Origin of the sequence: Psychrobacillus sp. AK 1817, from assembly GCF_008807035.1 — a bacterium.
GTDB lineage: Bacteria > Bacillota > Bacilli > Bacillales_A > Planococcaceae > Psychrobacillus > Psychrobacillus faecigallinarum.
The window spans coordinates 2135127-2155149 of sequence record NZ_CP031739.1 but is presented as its reverse complement, the minus strand read 5'-3'; the positions used below and the strand labels follow the sequence as shown (position 1 = coordinate 2155149).

Genomic DNA, 20023 nt, shown 5'->3' with positions numbered 1-20023 from the left:
AACCTCCTATGGGACTAGACATAGGGGGTTTTTATTTTGATGAATAAAAGATATTTACCACCACTCATTTTAATTCAACAGTTTCAAACATATAACGACAAAATATTAGGAAATAAGTCGCATTAATTTCATTGACAAAGCTATTGAATGTACAGTAATATTCAAAAAAAGCTTAACTGTAAACCCTTACATAAAAGGAGGAGTCCTAGTGGATCCTATATTAGAGATAAAAAATGTTTCTTTACAATTTGGTGGAGTGAAGGCGCTAGAGGATGTCAGCTACCATATAAACAGAGGGGAGATTTTTTCATTAATAGGGCCAAATGGAGCTGGGAAAACTAGTATGTTGAATTGTATCAGTGGTCTCTATCATCCGACTAGTGGCTCCATTTTATATAATGGACAGGAAATTATAAATATGAAGCCTTATAATCGTACTGCACTAGGGATTGCTAGAGCATTTCAAAATATAGCATTATTTGCCCATATGTCCGTTCTTGATAATCTAAAGCTTGGAAGACATTCATTGATGAACTCAGGTCCTCTAAGTGGCGGGTTATACGTTGGGAAAGCAGCAAGGGAAGAGATAGAGCATAGAAAGAAGGTAGAAGAGGTAATTGAATTTTTAGAGTTACAGGATATTCGTCATATTCCAGTCGGCACGCTGCCTTATGGATTACAAAAAAGAGTGGAGGTAGGAAGAGCGCTGGCATTAAGTCCTGACTTGATATTATTGGATGAACCAATGGCCGGGATGAATAATGCTGAAAAAGATATTATGTCTCACTTTATCTTGGAAATGCATGAGGTTATGGATATAACGGTAGTATTAATTGAGCATGATTTGGGTGTTGTAATGAATTTATCTGACCATATAGCTGTGTTAGATTTTGGTAGGCGTATTGGTTTTGGAACTCCAGCAGAAATTCAAGAAAATCCAGACGTTATAAAGGCCTATATTGGAGAAGAAACCGTTATTTAGAAAGGGGAAACTAGGAATGGATAGAAAAACATTACCCACTCTTTTAGCGGAAAGGTCTGCTAACCATCAGCAAGAGATTGCTCTAAGACAAAAGCATCTAGGAATATGGAATGAGGTAACTTGGGGAGAATATGTTAAAAAGGTAAATCAACTGTCTATTGTTTTATCTGAATATTTTGATTTTTATAAAGGAGAAAGTCTTGCGATTATTGGGGATAATAGGCCTGAGTGGGTTTATACTCAGCTTGCAGTTCAAAGTTTAGGTGGCGTAGCAGTAGGGATTTATCCAGAATCTTTACCCGAACAGCTTGTATTCTACTTAAATGACTGTCAAGCGCGTATTGTAGTTGTTGAAAATCATGAGCAAGTAGATAAATTATTAGAAATTGAAGAGCAAATACCGTTAATTGAGCAAATAATCTTTTATAACAAACAGGGGATGAGGAATTATAAGCATCCGAAGTTGGTAGATTTTGAGGATTTATTAACGGATGGGATAGCATTGTTGAGAGAAAGAGCAAAATTCTCTTTAGAACCACTTCCAGAGGTTTTCGCAGATGATCCAGCAATCATTGCGTATAGTGCAGCTACATCCGGAACGCCTAAGGGAGTTATTTTAACTCATGCAAATCTTATACAGGCAGCAGTGGGTCTGTTAGCAATAGATAAAGTGAAAACGAAGGATGATTATTTTTCCTTCCTACCTTTTGCATGGGTTCATGAACAGATATTAGGAATAGTAACTCCATTAATAGAAGGAACAGTAGTTAACTTCCCTGAAAGACCCCAAACAGTTTTAGGAGACTTAAGAGAGATAGGGCCACACACATTATTAGCGCCGCCAAGAGTCTATCAATCTATTATGTCTAGCTTTACTAACAGAATGGAAGCATCTAGCAAATTTAAAAAGACTATTTTTAGATACTTTAAGAAATTCGGTGACAAGGTAGCTTATGCAGAATTAAACCAAGAATCTCTTCGATTCATTGATAAAGCCATGTATATATTAGGAGATATGGTCATTTTTAGTGCTATCCGAGACCATTTAGGATTGGCAAGAGTTAAAAGAGCCTATGTTGCAGGAGCGGCATTACATTCAGAAGCGTTTTACTTTTATCACAGCATCGGAGTAAACCTTAAGCAAACCTATGGGGGAACTGAGGTTGCTGGAATAGCCTTTGTCCAAAGAGATAAAGAAGTAAGAGCCGGGAGTTCAGGGAAGGCTCTACCAAATACGATGGCTAAAATTGGCGAGGATGGAGCAGTTTATATTAAAAATACTGCTGTTACAAACGGCAGCGTAAATGGGGAAAATGAACAGGGATTAGACGGATGGATATCCTTAGGGGATTGCGGTCACCTTGAGGATGATGGCCATCTATATATATTAGATCGAATAGAGGATATTATTGTTAACCAAAATGGTGAGGTTATATATCCAAGATTGATAGAAAGTAAGTTGAAGTCAAATCCCTACATTCTAGAGGCAGTTTGCTTTGGTCAAAATAAGCCATATGTTACTGCCATTATAAATATGGATTGGATAAGCGTGGGGAGATGGGCAGATAAGAAAAAAATAACTTATACAGAATATGCGGAGTTGGCCAGACACAGTCAAGTAATAGAGTTTCTTGAACGACAGGTGTCATTACTAATGAATGAATTGCCTGCCTTTGCAAGGGTAAAAAAATTTACTCTTCTACACAAGCCGTTTTCTGTGGATGATGGAGAGCTCACCCGAACCTATAAAATTAGAAGGAAGTTTATAGAAAATCGTTATGAGATGCTAATAGATGGTATGTATACAGAAAAAGAAAACATCTCTATGGGGATGAGTGAGAATGAGGTTTTGCGAGTGGTTCAACTAAATAGAGAGCAGGAGGTGACTTTATGACATTTTTTCTTCAAATGCTTGTCACTGGTGTGGTCGTAGGAAGTATCTATGGACTTGTAGCATTAGGATTCGTGTTGATTTATAGGGCAAGTGGTGCACTAAATTTGGCAAATGGAGAGTTTGTTATTATAGGTCCCTATATTTGCTTAGTTTTGATAACTGCTTACCGTATTCCATTTTTCATTGCATTGCTGATAACACTTATATTCAGCGCACTCCTAGGGCTAATCGTGGAGCGATTAGTTATTAGACCAATACAAAATGCGCCTGTCGTGTCCGTTATTATGGCGACTATTGGACTGTCTAGTTTGTTGGGAGGAGCAGTTCATATGATTTGGGGTCATCAAACAAGAATGTTCCCTAAAATATTCCCGACGACGCCTATAAATATTTCTGGGATTATTATTAGTCCCGTTTATCTTTGGTCCTTCGCAATTGTGATAATTCTACTCACGATATTCCTATTGCTGTTCAAATTCTCTAAAATGGGAATCGCCATGCGAGCGGTAGCGGATGACCGACAGGCTGCTATGTCTATGGGCATCAGTGTGAAATATGTGTATGCAGCGACCTGGACTATAGCTGCTGTAGTTGCGGCGGTAGGTGGAATATTACTAGGAAATATCAATGGACTAAGCCCCACTATGTCAGCTATTGGTTTGACCGTCCTTCCAGTTGTAATTCTAGGTGGATTGGACAGTGTTCTTGGAGCAATTGTAGGTGGTTTTGTAATTGGTATTCTTCAAAATCTGGCGGGAGGATACATAGATCCACTCGTTGGAGGAGGTTTAAAGGAGGTTGCTCCATTTATAGTGGTTTTACTCATCTTAATGTTAAAACCATACGGATTATTTGGTAGTAGAACAATTGAGAGGGTGTGAACCTGTGAGAAACCTGTTTGTTAGAGAAAGTGGAAATTATAAAACCTCCTATTTAGATGACGCCAAAATGTTTGGGACGACCTCTGGCAAGGTCAAGGGTCTATTAATAGTAGCGATAGTCCTCCTGCTCCCATTAGTTACCACCAATTATTGGATAGGCTTGCTTACTTTATGTGCTATCTCGGCAGTTGGGGCAATCGGACTTAATATATTGACCGGTTTTACAGGTCAAATCTCTATAGGAGTAGGAGCATTTTTAGGAGTGGGGGGATACACCTCTGCTATTCTTACTTCCACCTATGGATTGAGCTTTTGGATTTCTTTACCACTAGCTGGCATTATTACAGCTTTAATAGGGGGACTGTTTGGAATACCGTCCCTACGCTTGAAGGGATTGTACTTGGCGATTGCTACTTTGGCTGCACAAGTTATTATTTTATTCGTCATTAGTCGATGGGATAGTTTGACGGGCGGCACTGCTGGGATGGTCTTGAATCGGCCGAGGGTGGGAAATGTGTCTTTGACAAGTAATACACAGTATTACTATCTTTGTGTCATCATTTTATTACTCACAATCATGTATGCCACTAATTTATTGAGAACGAGGACTGGCCGAGCTTTTCTAGCTGTCAGAGACAGAGATATTGCCGCACAAATAATGGGGATTAATTTATTTAAATATAAAGTGATGGCTTTTGCCATAAGTTCATTTTTTGTAGGAATCTCTGGTGCATTGCTTGCACACTATACGATGATTGTAAGTCCCGAGCTCTATAATTTCCATGTATCTATTGAGTACCTTGCCATGATTTTAATAGGTGGTTTGGGAAGTGTGTTCGGTTCTATTTTAGGGGCGGCATTTATCACGCTGTTGCCTGTAATGCTAGGCTCATTCATAGATATTTTGGCAGCATTTATGCCAGATTTCTATCAGCTTTTTTCAGCCTTTAAAGACTTTGTATTTGGGGCGGTGATAATTTTGTTCTTAATCTTTGAGCCAGGGGGACTCGCACATATATGGATCAATATAAAGAAGTACTTTAGGCTTTGGCCATTTTCATATTAGCTAGTTAGTTTTTCATTAGAAGCAAGGGGGATTGAGGATGAAGTTGAGAAGTAATAAATTTATATTCACAATAATGGGTATTCTGTTCTTGTTGCTATTAGGCGCTTGTTCAGAGGAGGGTGCATCCGAAGGCAGTGATGGTGCTAGAAAGGTAGTTGTTGGTGGCCTGTACGATATTACTGGCGGAACTGGGGACGTGGGAACACCATACGCTGAAGGAGAGAAAGCATATTTTAAATATGCAAAGGATAAAGGAGAAATAGAGGGTGTTGATTTGGTGTTAAACGGGAAGGATTATGCTTATTCTATTCCAGAAGCCCAAAAGATTTATCAAGAGCTACGTGATAAGGAAAAAGTCTCTGCAGTTCTTGGATGGGGAACTGGAGATACAGAAGCATTGCGTCAGCAAGTGGCAAGCGATAAACTTCCATTCTTCTCTGCATCTTATTCAGAGAGCTTGAAAAATCTAGAGGAAAGTCCTTATAACTTCTTAGTTGCAGCATCATATTCCGATCAAGGAAGATCTGTTCTTAAGTGGATTAAGGATAATCATAAAGGATCAGATCCAACAGTAGCACTATTATATAATGACACAGCATTTGGACGTTCACCAATTGAAGATATTAAAGCTTACGCAGCGGAAATTGGTATTAAGGTAGTAGATGAACAAATTGTGGATGTTCAAGCTACAGAGGCGCAATCTCAATTGCTGAATATGGAGAAGAAAAATCCAGACTATGCAATTATCCAAGAAACATGGGGCGCAACGGCAACAATTCTACGGGATGCTAAAACCCTAAATATAGACACTCAATTCATCGGCTTGAATTGGGCCTCTGGTGAAGGAGTTATTACAATGGTGGGAGAAGAAGTGGCAGAGGGCTATATTGGTATTCTTTCTCACGCTTTACCATATGAGGATCATCCAGGAATGACAGAGGTGGAGGAATATTTAAAATCTGAGGGTAAAACAATAGAGGATATCAATCAAAAATTTATCCAAGGCTGGTCGGCAGCCAAAATCATGGTTGCTGGTATAGAAGAAGCTGCTAAAAAACATCCAGATGGTGATATAACAGGAGAAGAGATCCGATCTGGTCTTGAATCTTTAAAAGAATTTGATCTTGGTGGACTTGGAGCACCTGTAAGCTTTAGCGCTGACAATCATACAGGTACGGAGCAAACTCGTCTAGGAATTGTGAAGGGTGGTAAATGGGAACCTTTGACGGATTACTTTAGCTATAAGGACTAAAATAGAAAAGAGGAACTGGCATGCTAAAAGTTAATAATGTAGAAGCAGTATACTCAAAAATTATTTTAGCTTTAAAGGGAACAACCCTTCAGGTTCCAACCGGAGATATCGTGGCTCTTTTAGGTAGTAACGGTGCAGGGAAATCGACAACACTTAAAGCTATTTCGGGGCTGCTTTATGCCGAGGATGGGCAATTAACAGACGGAACTATCGAATTTGAAGGTAGGTTATTAAAGGGACTTACTCCTGATGTAATTGTAAGACACGGTATATTCTTGTGTATGGAGGGTAGACGCGTTTTTAAAGATTTAACGGTAGAGGAAAATCTTATGGCGGGTGCATTCACTCGAAAAGACCGTTCAAATATAAAAAGTGATATAGAGAAAATATATGGATATTTTCCAAAGCTTCAACCTCTAGCTTCCCGAAAGGCAGGCTTCCTTTCAGGAGGGGAGCAGCAAATGCTTGCTATAGGCAGAGGGATTATGGCTAAGCCTAAGCTGCTGCTATTGGATGAACCGTCCTTAGGGATAGCACCTTTATTGGTGAAGGAAATATTCCAAAATATAAAGCAAATAAATAAGGAGGAAGGTACCTCTATCCTAGTTGTAGAGCAGAATGCCAATGTGGCATTATCTATCGCGGATTATGGATATATAATGGAAAATGGCAGAGTAGTTTTGCAAGGTGACGCTCCAAGTCTTCTGTCGAATACAGAGGTAAAGGAACATTATTTAGGAATTGGTAAAGATGGAGAGAGGAATTACAGAGACAATAAGGAGGTTAGGCGTAAACAGCGAATGGTTTGGTGATAAATCTAAAAGAGTGTGGCGAACCTTGCGGAGACGCCGCTGAACTTTGCAGAGATGAGTTCAAATCTTGCGCAAAAGGATCCCAATGTTGCAGAGAAGTCGCAGAACCTTGCACAAAGAGCATCTTCAAGGAAATATTAAGAGGAGTATATTCTCATTGCGTCTATTTCAATATAGTCAATGGGTATCTACTCGCTACAATGAAAAACCTATTATACTATTTTAAGGATGAACTCTAAGTTCATCCTTTTTTTAGTTTATAATACACCTATATAATTACTCGCTAATAAATCACTTATAAATATAGAACAGGAGATTTAGGTACTAAGCTCTATATTTTTGGTTTTAATATTTTGTTAATAGGGAAAAGTATTAATATTTACAATATATTTTTTGATGAGAAAGTTTTAGTTCTTCCTAATTCTCGATAAATAATAATATTACTAGATTTATTGACAAAAAAAGGTGTTATTATAGATATTAATTTAACTAAAATGAAAGACTTATAGATTATTCAAAAATGGAGGTCCCTTATGAAAAAGCAAACGAGATATTCTCGTCTAGCACATATAACTAAGTTGATTAATACTACATTAGACCTAAGAGAAGTATTGGAGCAAGTCGTCAAGGCTATATCCGAGGAGATTGTTCGGTGCGATTCTGTAGGAATTTATTTGCCGCAGCAGGATGGACAGTTTAGAGGCTTCGTTGGAAAACCGGATTTTATCAATGGGTTTACGTTAGATATGCATATGATCGAAACGGAATATGACCTACTTGCAAAAGAAGTGATAGAAACGCAAAAAACTATTTACATACCCGACACTTCGAAGGATTCAAGGCCAGATCCAAGAGCCGTAAAAACATTTCAGATAAAGTCTCTATTAGCTTTACCTATCTCATTTGAAAGTGAACTTTTTGGACTTGTGTTCTTATTCGATTACGGTTCACCTATGAATTTGACGGAAGATGAAATCCAAACAGTAGAGGCTTATGTCAATATGGCTGGAGTAGCTATTCAAAATGCTACAAATCTTACGCGCAAGGAAAATCTTATAGCGGAAAAACAATTACTTTTGGATCATACCCGAGAGTTATCCATGTGTTCAACCATGCAGGAAGTCATAGACCGCTGTTTCTTTTATGTCGGTAAGGTGTTAGGCAACTATAACATCGGGGTTCATTTATTGGATCCTATGGCTGAAAAAAATATTAAGCCAGCCAGCCTGAGTCAGAATAGTGACTGGACAGAAGAAGACTGGATGAAAACGCATAAAACTTTAAAGGTAGACGAAAATGACCCTGTATTTCAGGAGGTTATTTTAACTAAAAAGGCCATAATGATTCCAGACGTATTTGCTGACGATCGTCCTAATCATGAGGCCTGTAAAACATTTGGTATAAAAGGGATGTTCCTATTTCCATTAGTAACAATGGGAGAGGTGCTGGGGTTAATCGCAGTTGTGAATCTAGATGAAGAAGGATTGGAGTATTCGGAGTCCGACATTCTTCTCACCCAATCTATCGTAGATGCGACTGCAGCAAGCCTATCTAATCTGCTTTTCATGGACAAGCAGGAAACCATCATAGAAGAGAGAACATCGGAAATTCGAGTTAAAAACACAGAATTGGAAAGAGTAGTTCATGAGCTGCAACATTTAAGTAAAGAAAAGGAGTTAATATTAAACTCTGCCGGGGAGGGAATTTTTGGAATAGATTTGGATGGAAGAATAACATTTTGTAATCCCGCTAGTGAAAAAATGCTTGGATACGAAAAGGGAGAACTAATTGGAACACCATCGTCTACAGTTATTTGTCATGAGCCAGACCATTCGCCATTTGGAGAGACAGTACAAATGTTTTGTAAGAAAGATAAAACAAATTTAGCTGTAGAATATGTACTTTCTTCTATAGAAGAGGATGGAAACGTGATAGGGCAAGTTGTAACATTTAAGGACATCACTGAAAGAAAGAAAATGGAAGAAGAGATTAGATACCTGGCATATTATGATAGTTTAACTGATCTCCCAAACAGAGTTTTGTTAAACGATAAGTTAAAAAAAATACTAGAAAACAAAGAACAACAGGTGGCAGTTTTGTACTTGGATCTAGACCGTTTTAAGTTAGTTAATGATAGTTTAGGACACAGCTATGGCGACTTGTTGCTTCGCGAGGTGGCAAACCGTCTTAAAATTATAATTCCAAAAGAAGCAATTGCTTCCCGACAGGGGGGCGATGAGTTCACTGTTGTTCTGCCTGACATTAATGGTATAGAAGATGTGTTACTTGTAGTAGACCATATTTCGGACATATTCTCTCAGCCTTTTTCCTTAATGGGAAATGAAGTATACATTAAAACGAGCATAGGAATCAGTATGTTTCCTAAAGACGGTGAAGATGGAGAAGTTTTAATAAAAAATGCAGACGCTGCCATGTATAAATCTAAGGAAAAATCCGGAACTGGATATCACTTCTTTGAGAGTGAGATGAATAACCGATCATTAGAGAGCATTAAGCTAGAAAATGCCTTATATAAAGCGCTAGACCGAAATGAATTAGATATATATTATCAGCCACAAATTGATAGTAGGACAAACTCTATTATAGGAGTTGAAGCCCTTTTGAGATGGATTCACCCAACAGAAGGGATGATTTCTCCAGCTGATTTTATTCCCATTGCAGAGGATACTGGTTTAATAGTGCCAATCGGAGAATGGGTATTGGAAAATGCTTGTAAGCAATTGAAGAAATGGCACGAAGAGGGGAATCATGCATTGAGTGTTTCCGTTAACTTATCAAGTAGACAATTTGAAGAAAATGATTTAGTAGAAGTAGTTCAGAGGATTTTAATCGATGTAAATTTGGCGCCCGAATTTTTACATTTAGAGCTGACGGAAAATCAAATCATTAAAAACAAAGACTTGACGGTTGAAATGATGGAGCAGCTAAAAGAGATTGGCGTGAAGATAGCGATAGATGACTTTGGCACAGGATATTCGTCATTAGGATATCTTAAGAACTTTCCAATTGATGCGTTAAAAATCGACAAATCATTCATTCAGGATATTAGAGAAGATGATGATAGTAATTCAGCCATTACCAATACAATCATCACACTAGCACAGAATTTGAAGCTTAATGTAATTGCGGAAGGTGTCGAAACAAAGGAACAGTTAGATTTTCTGTTGTCAAAGGATTGCTATTTAATGCAAGGATATTATTTTAGTGTTCCTTTAAAAGCAGAGGCATTAAAAGAAAAATATTTGATTTAATAGGGGGATATGAAATGAAGGCTGTTCGTTCTGTGTTGGAATATTTAAAGGGGATCGGTGTACAACACGTATTTGGAATACCAGCAGGCTCTGTGAACGCTTTTTTCAATGAATTATATGATATGCCGGAGATAACGCCAATTGTAACTAAGCATGAGGGGGCAGCCTCTTATATGGCGGCAGCCTATGCAAAGTACTCCAATCAGCTAAGTGTGTGTATTGGAAGCAGTGGACCTGGCGGCACTAACTTAGTGACAGGTGCAGCAAATGCCATGAGAGAACACTTGCCGATTTTGTTTTTAACGGGAGCTGTACCAGTGAGTACGGAAGGCTTAAATGCTTCTCAAGAGCTTGATGCGGACCCTATTTATAAATCTGTAACGAAGTATAGTGTGACAGTAAGAGACTCAAAGGATTTGTTAAAGGAGATTGTAAAGGCTACAAAAATTGCTGTTTCTGGAGTACCTGGACCAGTTCATATTGCTATGCCAATTGATGTTCAACAAGGGCCTAGTGGCATTGAAGAGATTCCTTCCATACTAGTACGAGAAGAAGTAATACCAAACCTTGAAACGATTAAGCTGGTAGCTAAAGAGCTAGTGGAAAGAAAAAGTGGTTATATATTTGTAGGGCAAGGAGTTAGAAATTCTGTAGACCTATTATTTGAGTTAGCCGAAATTCTGGAATGGCCAATAATGACAACTCCTGTCGCAAAAGGCTATGTTCGCCAAGATCACCCATTATCTGCTGGGGTATTTGGATTTGCAGCTACAGAACAAGCCACTAATCTTATAAATGATGGAGACGGTAAGTCACTTTTAATTATTGGTTCAAGCCTTGGAGAAACAGCGACTAATAACTATAACAGCAGTCTTACTGATGGGCGCTTTACGGTTCAAATGGACTTCGATGAAACCGTCTTTAATCGCAAGTATTCAATTGATATCCCTGTCCTAGGCGATATTCAACTAAGCCTTTCTGCATTAATAGAGGAGCTTAAGTCTTTAGGGCTTACGAGAAAAGAAATGGCGTTTAATAGAAAAGAAAATAATGATCAAATTCTAGATGAATATAGCACTAAGAATGTATTGCTACAGTTGCAGTCTTATCTTCCTTCTTCTACTCGATACACAATAGATATTGGGGAATTTATGGCTTATGTTATACATCATATGGATGTTCTTGAATATAGCACATTTGATATAAATGTTCATTTCGGTGCTATGGGAAGTGGTATAGGGTCTGCCATAGGTGCAAAGCTTGCGGAGCCAGATCGTCCTACAGTTTCAATTACAGGAGACGGATGTTTCTTCATGCATGGGATGGAAATTTTGACTGCTAAAGAATACAACATTCCTGTTCTATTTGTTGTTATGAACAATGCCCGATTAGGCATGGTATACCATGGTCATAATCTGCAATACAAACGTGTTCATCCAACATTTGCACAAGAGCCGATTAACATTGCTGCAATGGCTGCAGCAATGAACATACCTAGTATTCGTATAGAAGAAATGGGAGACCTGAATGAGGAAGTAGTTAATAGCCTCCTTCAGATGAATGGCCCGGCTATATTAGAAATATCTTTGGTGGATAACAACATTCCGCCGATGGGAGATCGGGTTAAATTCCTGTCATCATTTGGAAAATAAATTATAAAGCTCTTATCTGTTTTTCTCAGGTAAGAGCTTTCCTTCTATATTTACATGGCATGGCTGTACTTAGTATTTATCACTTCTATTAAACTATCAAGGACCTGTTTTTTAAATGCGTCAGGTACTGGCTGGTTATCAGAAGTACAATAGTAATAACACATTTTTTCATGGTCATAGGTAAAACCAAGACTATTTAAGTTTTCATGTAAACTCTCTGGTAAGCCGTCTAATCCAGTTTTAAGTTTAAAAAAATCAGTTGCTATTATGTATACATCTATGTCATTAGCTCCAGTAGATACAATAAACAAATCACTGTCCTGTCGAAGAATCCACTGCTTTTTAGAATATAAGGAGATTCCTTTATTTTCTAAGAATGCAAGACCATTTGTGTTAATGCCAAACAGCTTTATTAATAGAGCACGAATTTGCTCGCCGGTCCATTCTTGTTGATGATTGGACAAACACCAAGTAATAGCAGCCTTTGGAGAAGGATCTTCTAGCTTTGCTGAAGTTTCCTTGTCTAACAGATAAGCTTTGTCTAAATCAATATAAAAAGCATGGTGGACAAAATGGGCAATTGATTCGGTATTTACTTGTATCTCTTCGGAATCAAAATATCGATCCATTGCTTCAATTTTAGACATATTCTTAAGCCTTGAATCTAATGATATTTCATCTAACCCTTCTTTTTTTAAGGTATGAATAATTATTTGATCAATAGATGGGTGGTATTTTAAAGAAAATGAGTATGCCATAATATTCCTCCTTATTTTTATATATCATACATTAAAACTTTGATGAAACAATTATTTTTAATGAATATATTATAATTTTGAGTAATATGAGCTAATTACATATATAGCACTTTACTATTAAATCCCAACTTTTTTACACTGTTTCTTTTAGCGGCAGACAGCGACTCCAGTGAGCTTATCATCCGCAACGGAAAGGGTCTTCTAAATAGGAAATCAATCATACCTTGTATTAACTTCCCATGGCTCGTCTTTTTTAATCATGAAATGGATTCATACAAATATGGATTAGAAGATCTTATTTAAATAAAGCTCTGAAGATATATTAATCTTTCGTTATATATTGTATGATTATTTAGAAATATATAATTTTTTAGTGGTCAAAATATTCAATGGAAAGGTGTTTCTAATGAGTAACTATCTTATTCAAAACGTTCAGATTTGCGCAGAAGATGGCCGATTGATTGATGGAGATATTTTAATAATGAACGAAAAGATTGCTTGTATATCTGAGGGTAAAATAGAAGGATATGAGGGAGCTATACTGGACGGGAGGGGTTACGTGGCAATGCCTGGCTTTATTGATATTCATATCCATGGAGCAGTGGGGGCGGACTTTATGGACGGAGAGATAGATGCAACAGAACGAATATCTGCGTACTTACCCCAAGAAGGCACTACATCTTTTTTAGCAACAACTATTACTCATTCACAGGAACGTATACAGCAATCGGTAGATGTGAACACAAGCTTTTTAAAAAAATCTAATGAGGAACAGGGTGCAGAAATGCTAGGCTTCCATTTGGAAGGGCCATTTATTCACCCGGAGCAGGCGGGAGCTCAGCCTATTCAGCATATACAAAAACCATCTGTTTCATTGTTGAAAACCTGGTTTGGAGAACATCTTGCTCAATTAAAAGTTGTCACACTAGCCCCGGAACTTGACGAAGAATTTAAGATGCTTCAATTTTTACAAGAACAGGGGGTAATTTCTTCCGCAGGACATTCAAAGGCATCTTATTTGGAGGTTAATGACGCGGTGCAAAATGGTTTATCCCATTTAACCCATTTTACTAATGCGATGACAGGTCTTCATCATCGAGAAATAGGCATGGTAGGTGCGGGCTTCATGAATGACTCGCTTTTCTGTGAGATAATCGCTGATGGCATCCACCTCTCCGATGATATGCTCCAATTAGTAATGAAGGTAATTGGCACTGATAGAATCATCCTCATAACAGATTCCATGAGAGCGAAGGGACTTCCCGATGGAATCTATACACTTGGTGATCAAAAGGTTAAGGTAGTTGATCGTACTGCCACCTTGGAAAATGGAACTCTAGCTGGAAGTGTGCTTAAAATGAATGAAGGTATGAGAAGGATTCAGAGTTTAACTAATCTACCTTTACATGAGCTAGTGAAAATAACGTCGACAAACGCAGCAAAGAGATTAGGGATAGATAATCGAAAAGGAAGTCTTGCAGTTGGAAAAGATGCGGACATTGTATTGCTAAACGATTCCTTTGAGGTTCAATATACTTTTTGTAGAGGAAGGCTGAGTTATTCTAATGGTTAAAGCAAATAATATAAAATGGATAAAAGTAAATACATATGATGAAATGAGCAAAATGGCAGCCGCTATTTTTGAGAAGCAGCTAATTGAAAAGCCGCAAAGTGTGTTAGGGATGGCTACAGGAGGAACCCCAGAAGGATTTTACAAAGAACTAGTCCAATGCCACATGAAGGGCGATATTTCCTTTGCGGAGGTAAATACCTTTAACTTGGATGAATATGTGGGAATTGCAGCGGAGGAGGCTACTAGCTACCATAATTATATGTACGAGCACCTATTTAAGCATATTAATATTCCGCGACAAAATGCTCATCTTCCGAATGGCTTAGCAGAGGATTTGGAGAAGGAATGTGCCTATTATGATAAGTTAATTGAGCAGAATGGTGGTATTGATCTTCAGTTGTTAGGGATTGGGGTAAATGGTCATATCGGGTTTAACGAGCCTGGTACTTCTTTTCAAACAAGAACCCATATTGTAGAGCTTGCTGAGAAAACAAGGCAGGATAATGCCAAATATTTTCCTGAAGAAAAAGAAGTTCCCAAGCTTGCAATTACCATGGGGATTGAAACTATTATGGAAGCTAAGCGAATTATTCTCTTGGCTTTTGGCGAAAATAAAACTGAAACTCTTAAGCGTATCCAGCAAGAAGGTATTTCAGAGGAATTTCCAGCTAGCTGTCTAAAGAATCATCCTGATGTGACGATTATTTACGGTAGTTAAAAAAGCATATACTAAATCCTCCCTCTTACAAGTTGGAGGATTTTTTGGTTTCCAACTATTTAGGAGGTCAGGTATCTACTAAGTACTTAATAGCTTTTTTTCATTTTACTTACGATAATAAAAGTCTTATTCTAAAGTTTAGTATAAAGAAAACTAACGCTTTTTATTTAGAAGCTTAGTAGCGAGGGATAGATATGAAAAAAATTGCTCGAATTTTACCAGGGTTGTTCTTATGTATGATCATTGCGGTTATAGCAAGGTTTATCGGGGAGTTATTTCCTGCTTTGGGAAGTGGACTGTTTGCTATTTTAATCGGTATTTTAATTGGGAATTTGAAAATTAGTTCGTCTCCAAGATGGTCTGCTGGAGTGAAATTTTCTGAAAGTAATCTCTTGTATTACTCCATCGTTTTATTGGGGGCGACTTTAACTTTCCAAACAATCATGGAAATGGGAGTGTCAGGGCTTTCTTTTATCGTTATTCAAATGTCTTTAACCATCATTTTTGTTGTCTGGCTTGGTAAAAAGCTAAGATTTGGCGAAGATTTCTCCTTACTAATGGCTAGTGGTAATGCTGTATGTGGGTCCTCGGCCATTGCTGCGACAGGGCCAGCAATCCAGGCCAAATCCTCTGATATTGCTTTATCTGTGACATTGGTTAACCTTCTTGGATCTGTTCTAATGATTTTTTTACCGGTAATCACAAATCTTGTATTTTCTAATGCTGTGATACCATCTGCTGCTCTCATAGGAGGTACGCTACAATCGGTAGGACAAGTAGTTGCAAGTGGGAGTATTGTTGGAGAAGAGGTAAAGGACCAAGCAGCGGTATTTAAGATAAGTCGAATTATTTTTCTAGTCGCAGTGGTTTTTGTGTTAAAGCAGATTAAATTTAGAAAACAGGAAAATAAGGTAGCGACGAAAGAGAAGTTTAGCTTTGGTAAAATTATTCCTTGGTATGTGGCAGGATTCCTTCTACTATGCTGTATTAATAGTTTATTGCAGCCATCTGCTACCATTACTAATCCTATAAAAGAGCTAGGAGGATATTTAGAAATTATCGCACTAGCAGGGATAGGGATGGGGGTAAAAATAAAAGAACTTATAAAGTCGGGATGGAATTTAACTATATATGCTGGAGGAGTAGGGGTATTCCAAATTTCTGTGGCTTTAATTTTAATATTGCTTTTATTGTAGATGTTATATAAAAATGCTCTAAGTTGATTATTAGCAAATCAGCTTAGAGCATTTTTCATAGAAATTTTCTTATAGTTCTTTTATAAAAGTAACGATATCACGCTGATTTTCAGGAATAACACCATGACCGTCTTCGTATGTTTTAAACGTCACATTAGCTCCTTGTTCCTCAAAGTACTCTTTGCTCTCTGCTCCCCATTGAGATGGAATGACATAATCATAATCCCCATGAGATATGAAAACGTTCAAATGTTCAATAGGATGCTTTCTGTATTCCTCTTTAACGAAATCGGGTAAATAACCACTTAAAGCAACTACTCCATTAATAACATTACCCATAGTAAAAGCTAAAGTTTGAGCCAATACAGCTCCTTGGCTGAAACCTAATAAATTTATTTTGTTTTGATCCAGATTATATTCTTCTATGGCCTCTGCGATGAATTGGTGCAGATAAGTCACGACCTTATCAAAAACCTCTCTATGTGGTTTTCCCGCTTCTTCAATAGTAAAAAATGCATATCCAGGACTAAACACGATGGGTCCACGCAAACTAAATATATGATGGCTTCCTTCGAATTCTTTTACAAGCTGGAGCAGATCCGCTTCGTTACTACCCATACCATGCAGTAAAAATAGAGATGGTTGGTTGGGAGTGATAGTTTTAGGTGGTAAGTATTTGTATGTAAAAGGTGATTTCATAATGGTTTCTTCCCTTCTGGAGACTGTACATTTATTTTAGCATACCAACCTTATATCTTTTAAAACATTAGTGTTAGCCCCTTGCTAGTTTTAATCAGATTAAAAAGGGAAAAGTAAACCAACAATAGTAGCTAATAAGGAGATGGTTGAAATGACGAATTCAAGTCAAATGCCAAAAGAAGAGGGTTTGGATCATAGCCTCACATTATTACGGGAAGGATATATGTACTTGGCTAATAGGCGGAAGAGTTTCGCCTCTAATATTTTTGAAACTCGTCTCCTAGGACAAAAGGCAATATGTTTGGGTGGAGAGGAAGCATCAAAACTTTTTTATGACAATGACAAATTTATGAGGAATGGAGCTGCACCAAAGAGACTTCAAAAAACGTTATTTGGTGAGGGGGGAGTTCAAACTTTAGACGAGGAAGAGCATAGAAACCGAAAAGGTATGTTCATGTCTATAATGACACCTTCACATTTGGAGCACTTAAAAAGTCTGACTCATAAGAATTGGGATTTAAAGGGTAGCGAATGGGAGCAAAAAGAACAGATTAATTTATACGATGAATCCAGAGAGTTATTATGCCAACTAGCATGTGAATGGGCAGGCGTTCCTTTAAATGAGGGTGAACTTAAAAAGCGGACGGAGCAACTGACTAAATTATTTGAATCTGCGTCTGCGTTAGGTCCCGAACATTGGATGGGAAGGCATGCAAGGAAGGAATTAGAGGATTGGGTTGGAGAAATGGTGGAGCAAGTTAGAAATAAGGAGTTATCACCACGGGAAGGCTCTGCCTTGTATAACTTTTCAATTCATAGGGATATAGATGGTAAACTTTTGGACAAAGAAATCGTTGCAGTGGAAGTACTGAATATTATCAGGCCAATTGTAGCAATTTCCGTCTATATTACCTTCACTGGATTAGCTGTTCATCAATATCCAGAAAATAAATCAAGACTTTTAAAGAATGAAGAACAATTCCAACAAATGTTTGTCCAAGAGGTACGTCGCTTTTATCCATTCTTTCCAATGGCTGTTGCAAGAGTGAAGAAGGATTTTATATGGAACAATTTTCAATTTGAAAAGGGTACGTTAACGCTATTGGACTTATATGGTACCAACCATGACCCAAACCTATGGGATAATCCTGAAGTTTTTAATCCTGAACGTTTCGAGGGGTGGGATGAGAGTCCATTTAGCTTTATTCCACAAGGCGGAGGTGACTTCAATATGGGACATCGCTGTGCTGGAGAATGGGTAACCATTGAAGTAATGAAGGTGAGTCTTCAATATCTTTCAAATAAACTTGATTATGAAATTCCAAATCAAGATTTAAGTTATAGTATGGTGAGTATACCTAGTCTCCCACATAGCAAATTTATCATGGCTAATGTAAGAAGCAAGCCGCAATAGGAGAACAAATATGAAAGAATTTAAAGTAACCTACTTTTTTGATGAAAACCACTACATTAGGAGGTTTATACACTTAGATTCTCAAGAAGAAGCTGAGGACCTTATCCAAAGTGAGAGAGACCAATATATTTCCTTTCGAGATAGTAGAGGAATTTACCATGAGTTAAATACAGAGGATGTCCGAGTAGTCCAAATATCTGAATACCATCGTGTAGATAAAACTAAAAAAAAGGTACCTAAGTGAATTTTCAGTCACTAGGTACCTTTTTAAAAGACAAGAAGCAAAGATTTGTCTAGCGCCTTGCCCCTCGAGAAAAAGTAGCGTTAGCCGAAGAACTACCTACTCACTTGCCAATCATGTATGAGACTTGACCAACTTTTTTTGTTGTAGGGATAGCCGTTGTTTTTTTCCATAAAGGTTGACGAACAACAAGCTGCTAATAGCAATTACTCCTCCAACAATAGAGAGAGGAGATGGAAGCTCGTGAAGCCAAATCCAAGTGATGACTATAGCTACAACCGGCTCAGCGTATAATGTATTTGAAACAGAGCTTGCATTACTTTGAGATAAAGCTATTGCCCATGTGAGGTAGGCAAGTGCGGTAGGGAATATTCCAATATAAATAGCCGATAAATTAGCTTCATTTGTTGCACTTTGGAGTGTATCAAACAGTCCTGGAGCAAAAAATAGAAAAGGCAAAGTACCTGTCCATGTAAAATAAGCAGTAAGTTCAATAGCGCTATACTTTTTAAATAAAGGCTTTTGGTAAACGAAAAAAATAGAAGTTGCAATAGCTGCTATTAAAACTAGGAATACTCCTGGAGAGATATCAAAGGAAGAATCCCCAGTTCCAAAAGCAATAAGAATAATTCCGATAAAGCCGAAAGCTAAACCAACCCATCCTACCTTACCTAAACGTTCCTTTAAAATAATTACAGCCATCACAGTGGTAACGATTGGTGCAGAACCAATTAACATGCCTGCAGTCCCTGCAGAAATAGTCATCTGTCCAAAAGTGACGCATATATGATACAAACTAATACCAATCCAGCCTAAGATTATTATTTTCCACCCATCCTGTTTTTCGGGTAGTTTAAATTTACTTCCTGGCCAGAGTGCAATGAGTAAAAATATAAGCGAGGCAATCAAAAAACGGAATAATGCCAAATGACCGGGAGGATAACCTCCGTTTAAGCTGGCGCTAATTGCTGCAAAAGAAGATCCCCAAATTGCTACAGTCAAAATCGCCAGTAAAAAAGCTTTCGTATTCATCTATAGTTCACCTTACCTTTAGATTAAGTGTGTTAAAGTAAGTAAAAATATTTTAATATAACTAGTGAATCTTACAACATATATGTAAATTAAACAATCCATCTTTTTTTGATTAAAAATAAATAATTAATTTATCAACTAGTGTTTAGTACACATACCTTTTTGCAGATATATAAGGGAAATTATCACTAAGGGACAAAATTACTTTTTTATATTGGTGTTGACAAAATACCTATAGGGGTATAATATAACGGTTATAACATTCATCAAATTTTCAGAAGGAGGTGTGCTTGTTGGCATACGATGCAAAAACTATTAATCGTATTAAACGAATGGAAGGCCAGCTTCGTGGAATTTTACGGATGATGGAGGAGGGCAAGGACTGCAAGGAAGTCGTTACCCAGCTTTCAGCAGTTCGCTCTGCAGCAGATCGTACAATTGGTGTAATTGTTAGTAACAATCTTTTAGAATGTGTGCAAGAAGCAGAAGGAAATAAAGATAAAATGAATTCTGTTATTCAAGAGGCAATGAATTTGGTTGTAAAGAGCCGATAGTCCGGCTTTTTTATTTAAATAAAATAA

At 37.6% G+C, this 20023-nt stretch carries 17 protein-coding genes; 14 read left to right on the top strand and 3 right to left on the bottom strand.

Going from position 1 to position 20023, the window contains the following annotated elements:
* Nucleotides 1-208 precede the first annotated feature (208 nt).
* From D0S48_RS10635 to D0S48_RS10600, 8 genes are all read left to right on the top strand, one after another.
* Entirely contained in the window at nt 209-982 is a 774-nt protein-coding gene (locus D0S48_RS10635) for an ABC transporter ATP-binding protein (protein ID WP_151111581.1), read from the top strand.
* Nucleotides 983-998: 16 nt separating this feature from the next.
* Nucleotides 999-2876, top strand: a complete 1878-nt coding sequence (locus D0S48_RS10630; RefSeq protein WP_151111580.1) for an AMP-dependent synthetase/ligase — start codon at nt 999-1001, stop codon at nt 2874-2876.
* Nucleotides 2873-3757 carry a branched-chain amino acid ABC transporter permease gene (locus tag D0S48_RS10625; RefSeq protein WP_144538448.1) on the top strand — a complete coding sequence of 295 codons (885 nt, stop codon included), beginning with the start codon at nt 2873-2875 and terminating at the stop codon, nt 3755-3757. Before D0S48_RS10630 ends, D0S48_RS10625 begins: the two co-directional genes overlap by 4 nt.
* A 4-nt stretch (nt 3758-3761) precedes the next feature.
* Nucleotides 3762-4823, top strand: a complete 1062-nt coding sequence (locus tag D0S48_RS10620; RefSeq protein WP_151111579.1) for a branched-chain amino acid ABC transporter permease — start codon at nt 3762-3764, stop codon at nt 4821-4823.
* A gap of 37 nt (nt 4824-4860) precedes the next feature.
* Nucleotides 4861-6075, top strand: coding sequence for an ABC transporter substrate-binding protein (locus D0S48_RS10615; RefSeq protein WP_151111578.1), 1215 nt, complete (start codon nt 4861-4863; stop codon nt 6073-6075).
* Nucleotides 6076-6095: 20 nt separating this feature from the next.
* Nucleotides 6096-6887 carry an ABC transporter ATP-binding protein gene (locus D0S48_RS10610; RefSeq protein ID WP_151111577.1) on the top strand — a complete coding sequence of 264 codons (792 nt, stop codon included), beginning with the start codon at nt 6096-6098 and terminating at the stop codon, nt 6885-6887.
* A 533-nt stretch (nt 6888-7420) separates the two neighbouring features.
* The gene (locus D0S48_RS10605; protein WP_151111576.1) at nt 7421-10159 is read left to right on the top strand and encodes a bifunctional diguanylate cyclase/phosphodiesterase; all 2739 of its coding nucleotides are present in this window, start codon (nt 7421-7423) and stop codon (nt 10157-10159) included.
* Nucleotides 10160-10173: 14 nt separating this feature from the next.
* A complete protein-coding gene (locus tag D0S48_RS10600; protein WP_144538453.1) occupies nt 10174-11811 on the top strand; it encodes a thiamine pyrophosphate-binding protein in 1638 nt (545 codons plus the stop codon).
* A 50-nt stretch (nt 11812-11861) separates the two neighbouring features.
* On the opposite strand, the gene D0S48_RS10595 is transcribed toward D0S48_RS10600, so the two are convergent.
* Nucleotides 11862-12569, bottom strand: coding sequence for a hypothetical protein (locus D0S48_RS10595; protein WP_144538454.1), 708 nt, complete (start codon nt 12567-12569; stop codon nt 11862-11864).
* Nucleotides 12570-12975: 406 nt separating this feature from the next.
* Between D0S48_RS10595 and nagA the strand changes: the two genes are divergently transcribed.
* The 3 genes from nagA (at nt 12976) to D0S48_RS10580 (ending at nt 16056) form a co-directional block, all read left to right on the top strand.
* The gene (gene nagA / locus D0S48_RS10590; protein ID WP_144538455.1) at nt 12976-14142 is read left to right on the top strand and encodes an N-acetylglucosamine-6-phosphate deacetylase; all 1167 of its coding nucleotides are present in this window, start codon (nt 12976-12978) and stop codon (nt 14140-14142) included.
* A gap of 10 nt (nt 14143-14152) precedes the next feature.
* Nucleotides 14153-14860 (top strand): glucosamine-6-phosphate deaminase, encoded by a 708-nt coding sequence (gene nagB / locus D0S48_RS10585; RefSeq protein ID WP_186318166.1) that lies wholly within the window; start codon nt 14153-14155, stop codon nt 14858-14860.
* A 194-nt stretch (nt 14861-15054) separates the two neighbouring features.
* Nucleotides 15055-16056 carry a YeiH family protein gene (locus D0S48_RS10580; protein ID WP_151111575.1) on the top strand — a complete coding sequence of 334 codons (1002 nt, stop codon included), beginning with the start codon at nt 15055-15057 and terminating at the stop codon, nt 16054-16056.
* 69 nt (nt 16057-16125) lie between these two features.
* Here the strand turns inward: D0S48_RS10580 and D0S48_RS10575 are convergent, their stop codons facing one another.
* Complete coding sequence (locus D0S48_RS10575; protein WP_151111574.1) at nt 16126-16755, bottom strand: alpha/beta hydrolase; 630 nt, start codon at nt 16753-16755, stop codon at nt 16126-16128.
* A gap of 151 nt (nt 16756-16906) precedes the next feature.
* Here D0S48_RS10575 and D0S48_RS10570 point away from each other — a divergent pair, with 151 nt between their 5' ends.
* Entirely contained in the window at nt 16907-18169 is a 1263-nt protein-coding gene (locus tag D0S48_RS10570; RefSeq protein WP_151111573.1) for a CYP152 family fatty-acid peroxygenase CypC, read from the top strand.
* Nucleotides 18170-18179: 10 nt separating this feature from the next.
* On the top strand, nt 18180-18413 hold the full coding sequence (locus tag D0S48_RS10565; protein ID WP_151111572.1) for a hypothetical protein: 234 nt from the start codon (nt 18180-18182) through the stop codon (nt 18411-18413).
* Nucleotides 18414-18524: 111 nt separating this feature from the next.
* Here the strand turns inward: D0S48_RS10565 and D0S48_RS10560 are convergent, their stop codons facing one another.
* Nucleotides 18525-19442: a DMT family transporter gene (locus tag D0S48_RS10560; RefSeq protein ID WP_144538461.1), complete on the bottom strand. Its 918-nt coding sequence runs from the start codon at nt 19440-19442 to the stop codon at nt 18525-18527.
* 293 nt (nt 19443-19735) lie between these two features.
* On the opposite strand from D0S48_RS10560, the gene D0S48_RS10555 reads away from it, so the two are divergent.
* Nucleotides 19736-19996, top strand: coding sequence for a metal-sensitive transcriptional regulator (locus D0S48_RS10555; protein WP_144538462.1), 261 nt, complete (start codon nt 19736-19738; stop codon nt 19994-19996).
* Nucleotides 19997-20023: the final 27 nt, after the last annotated feature.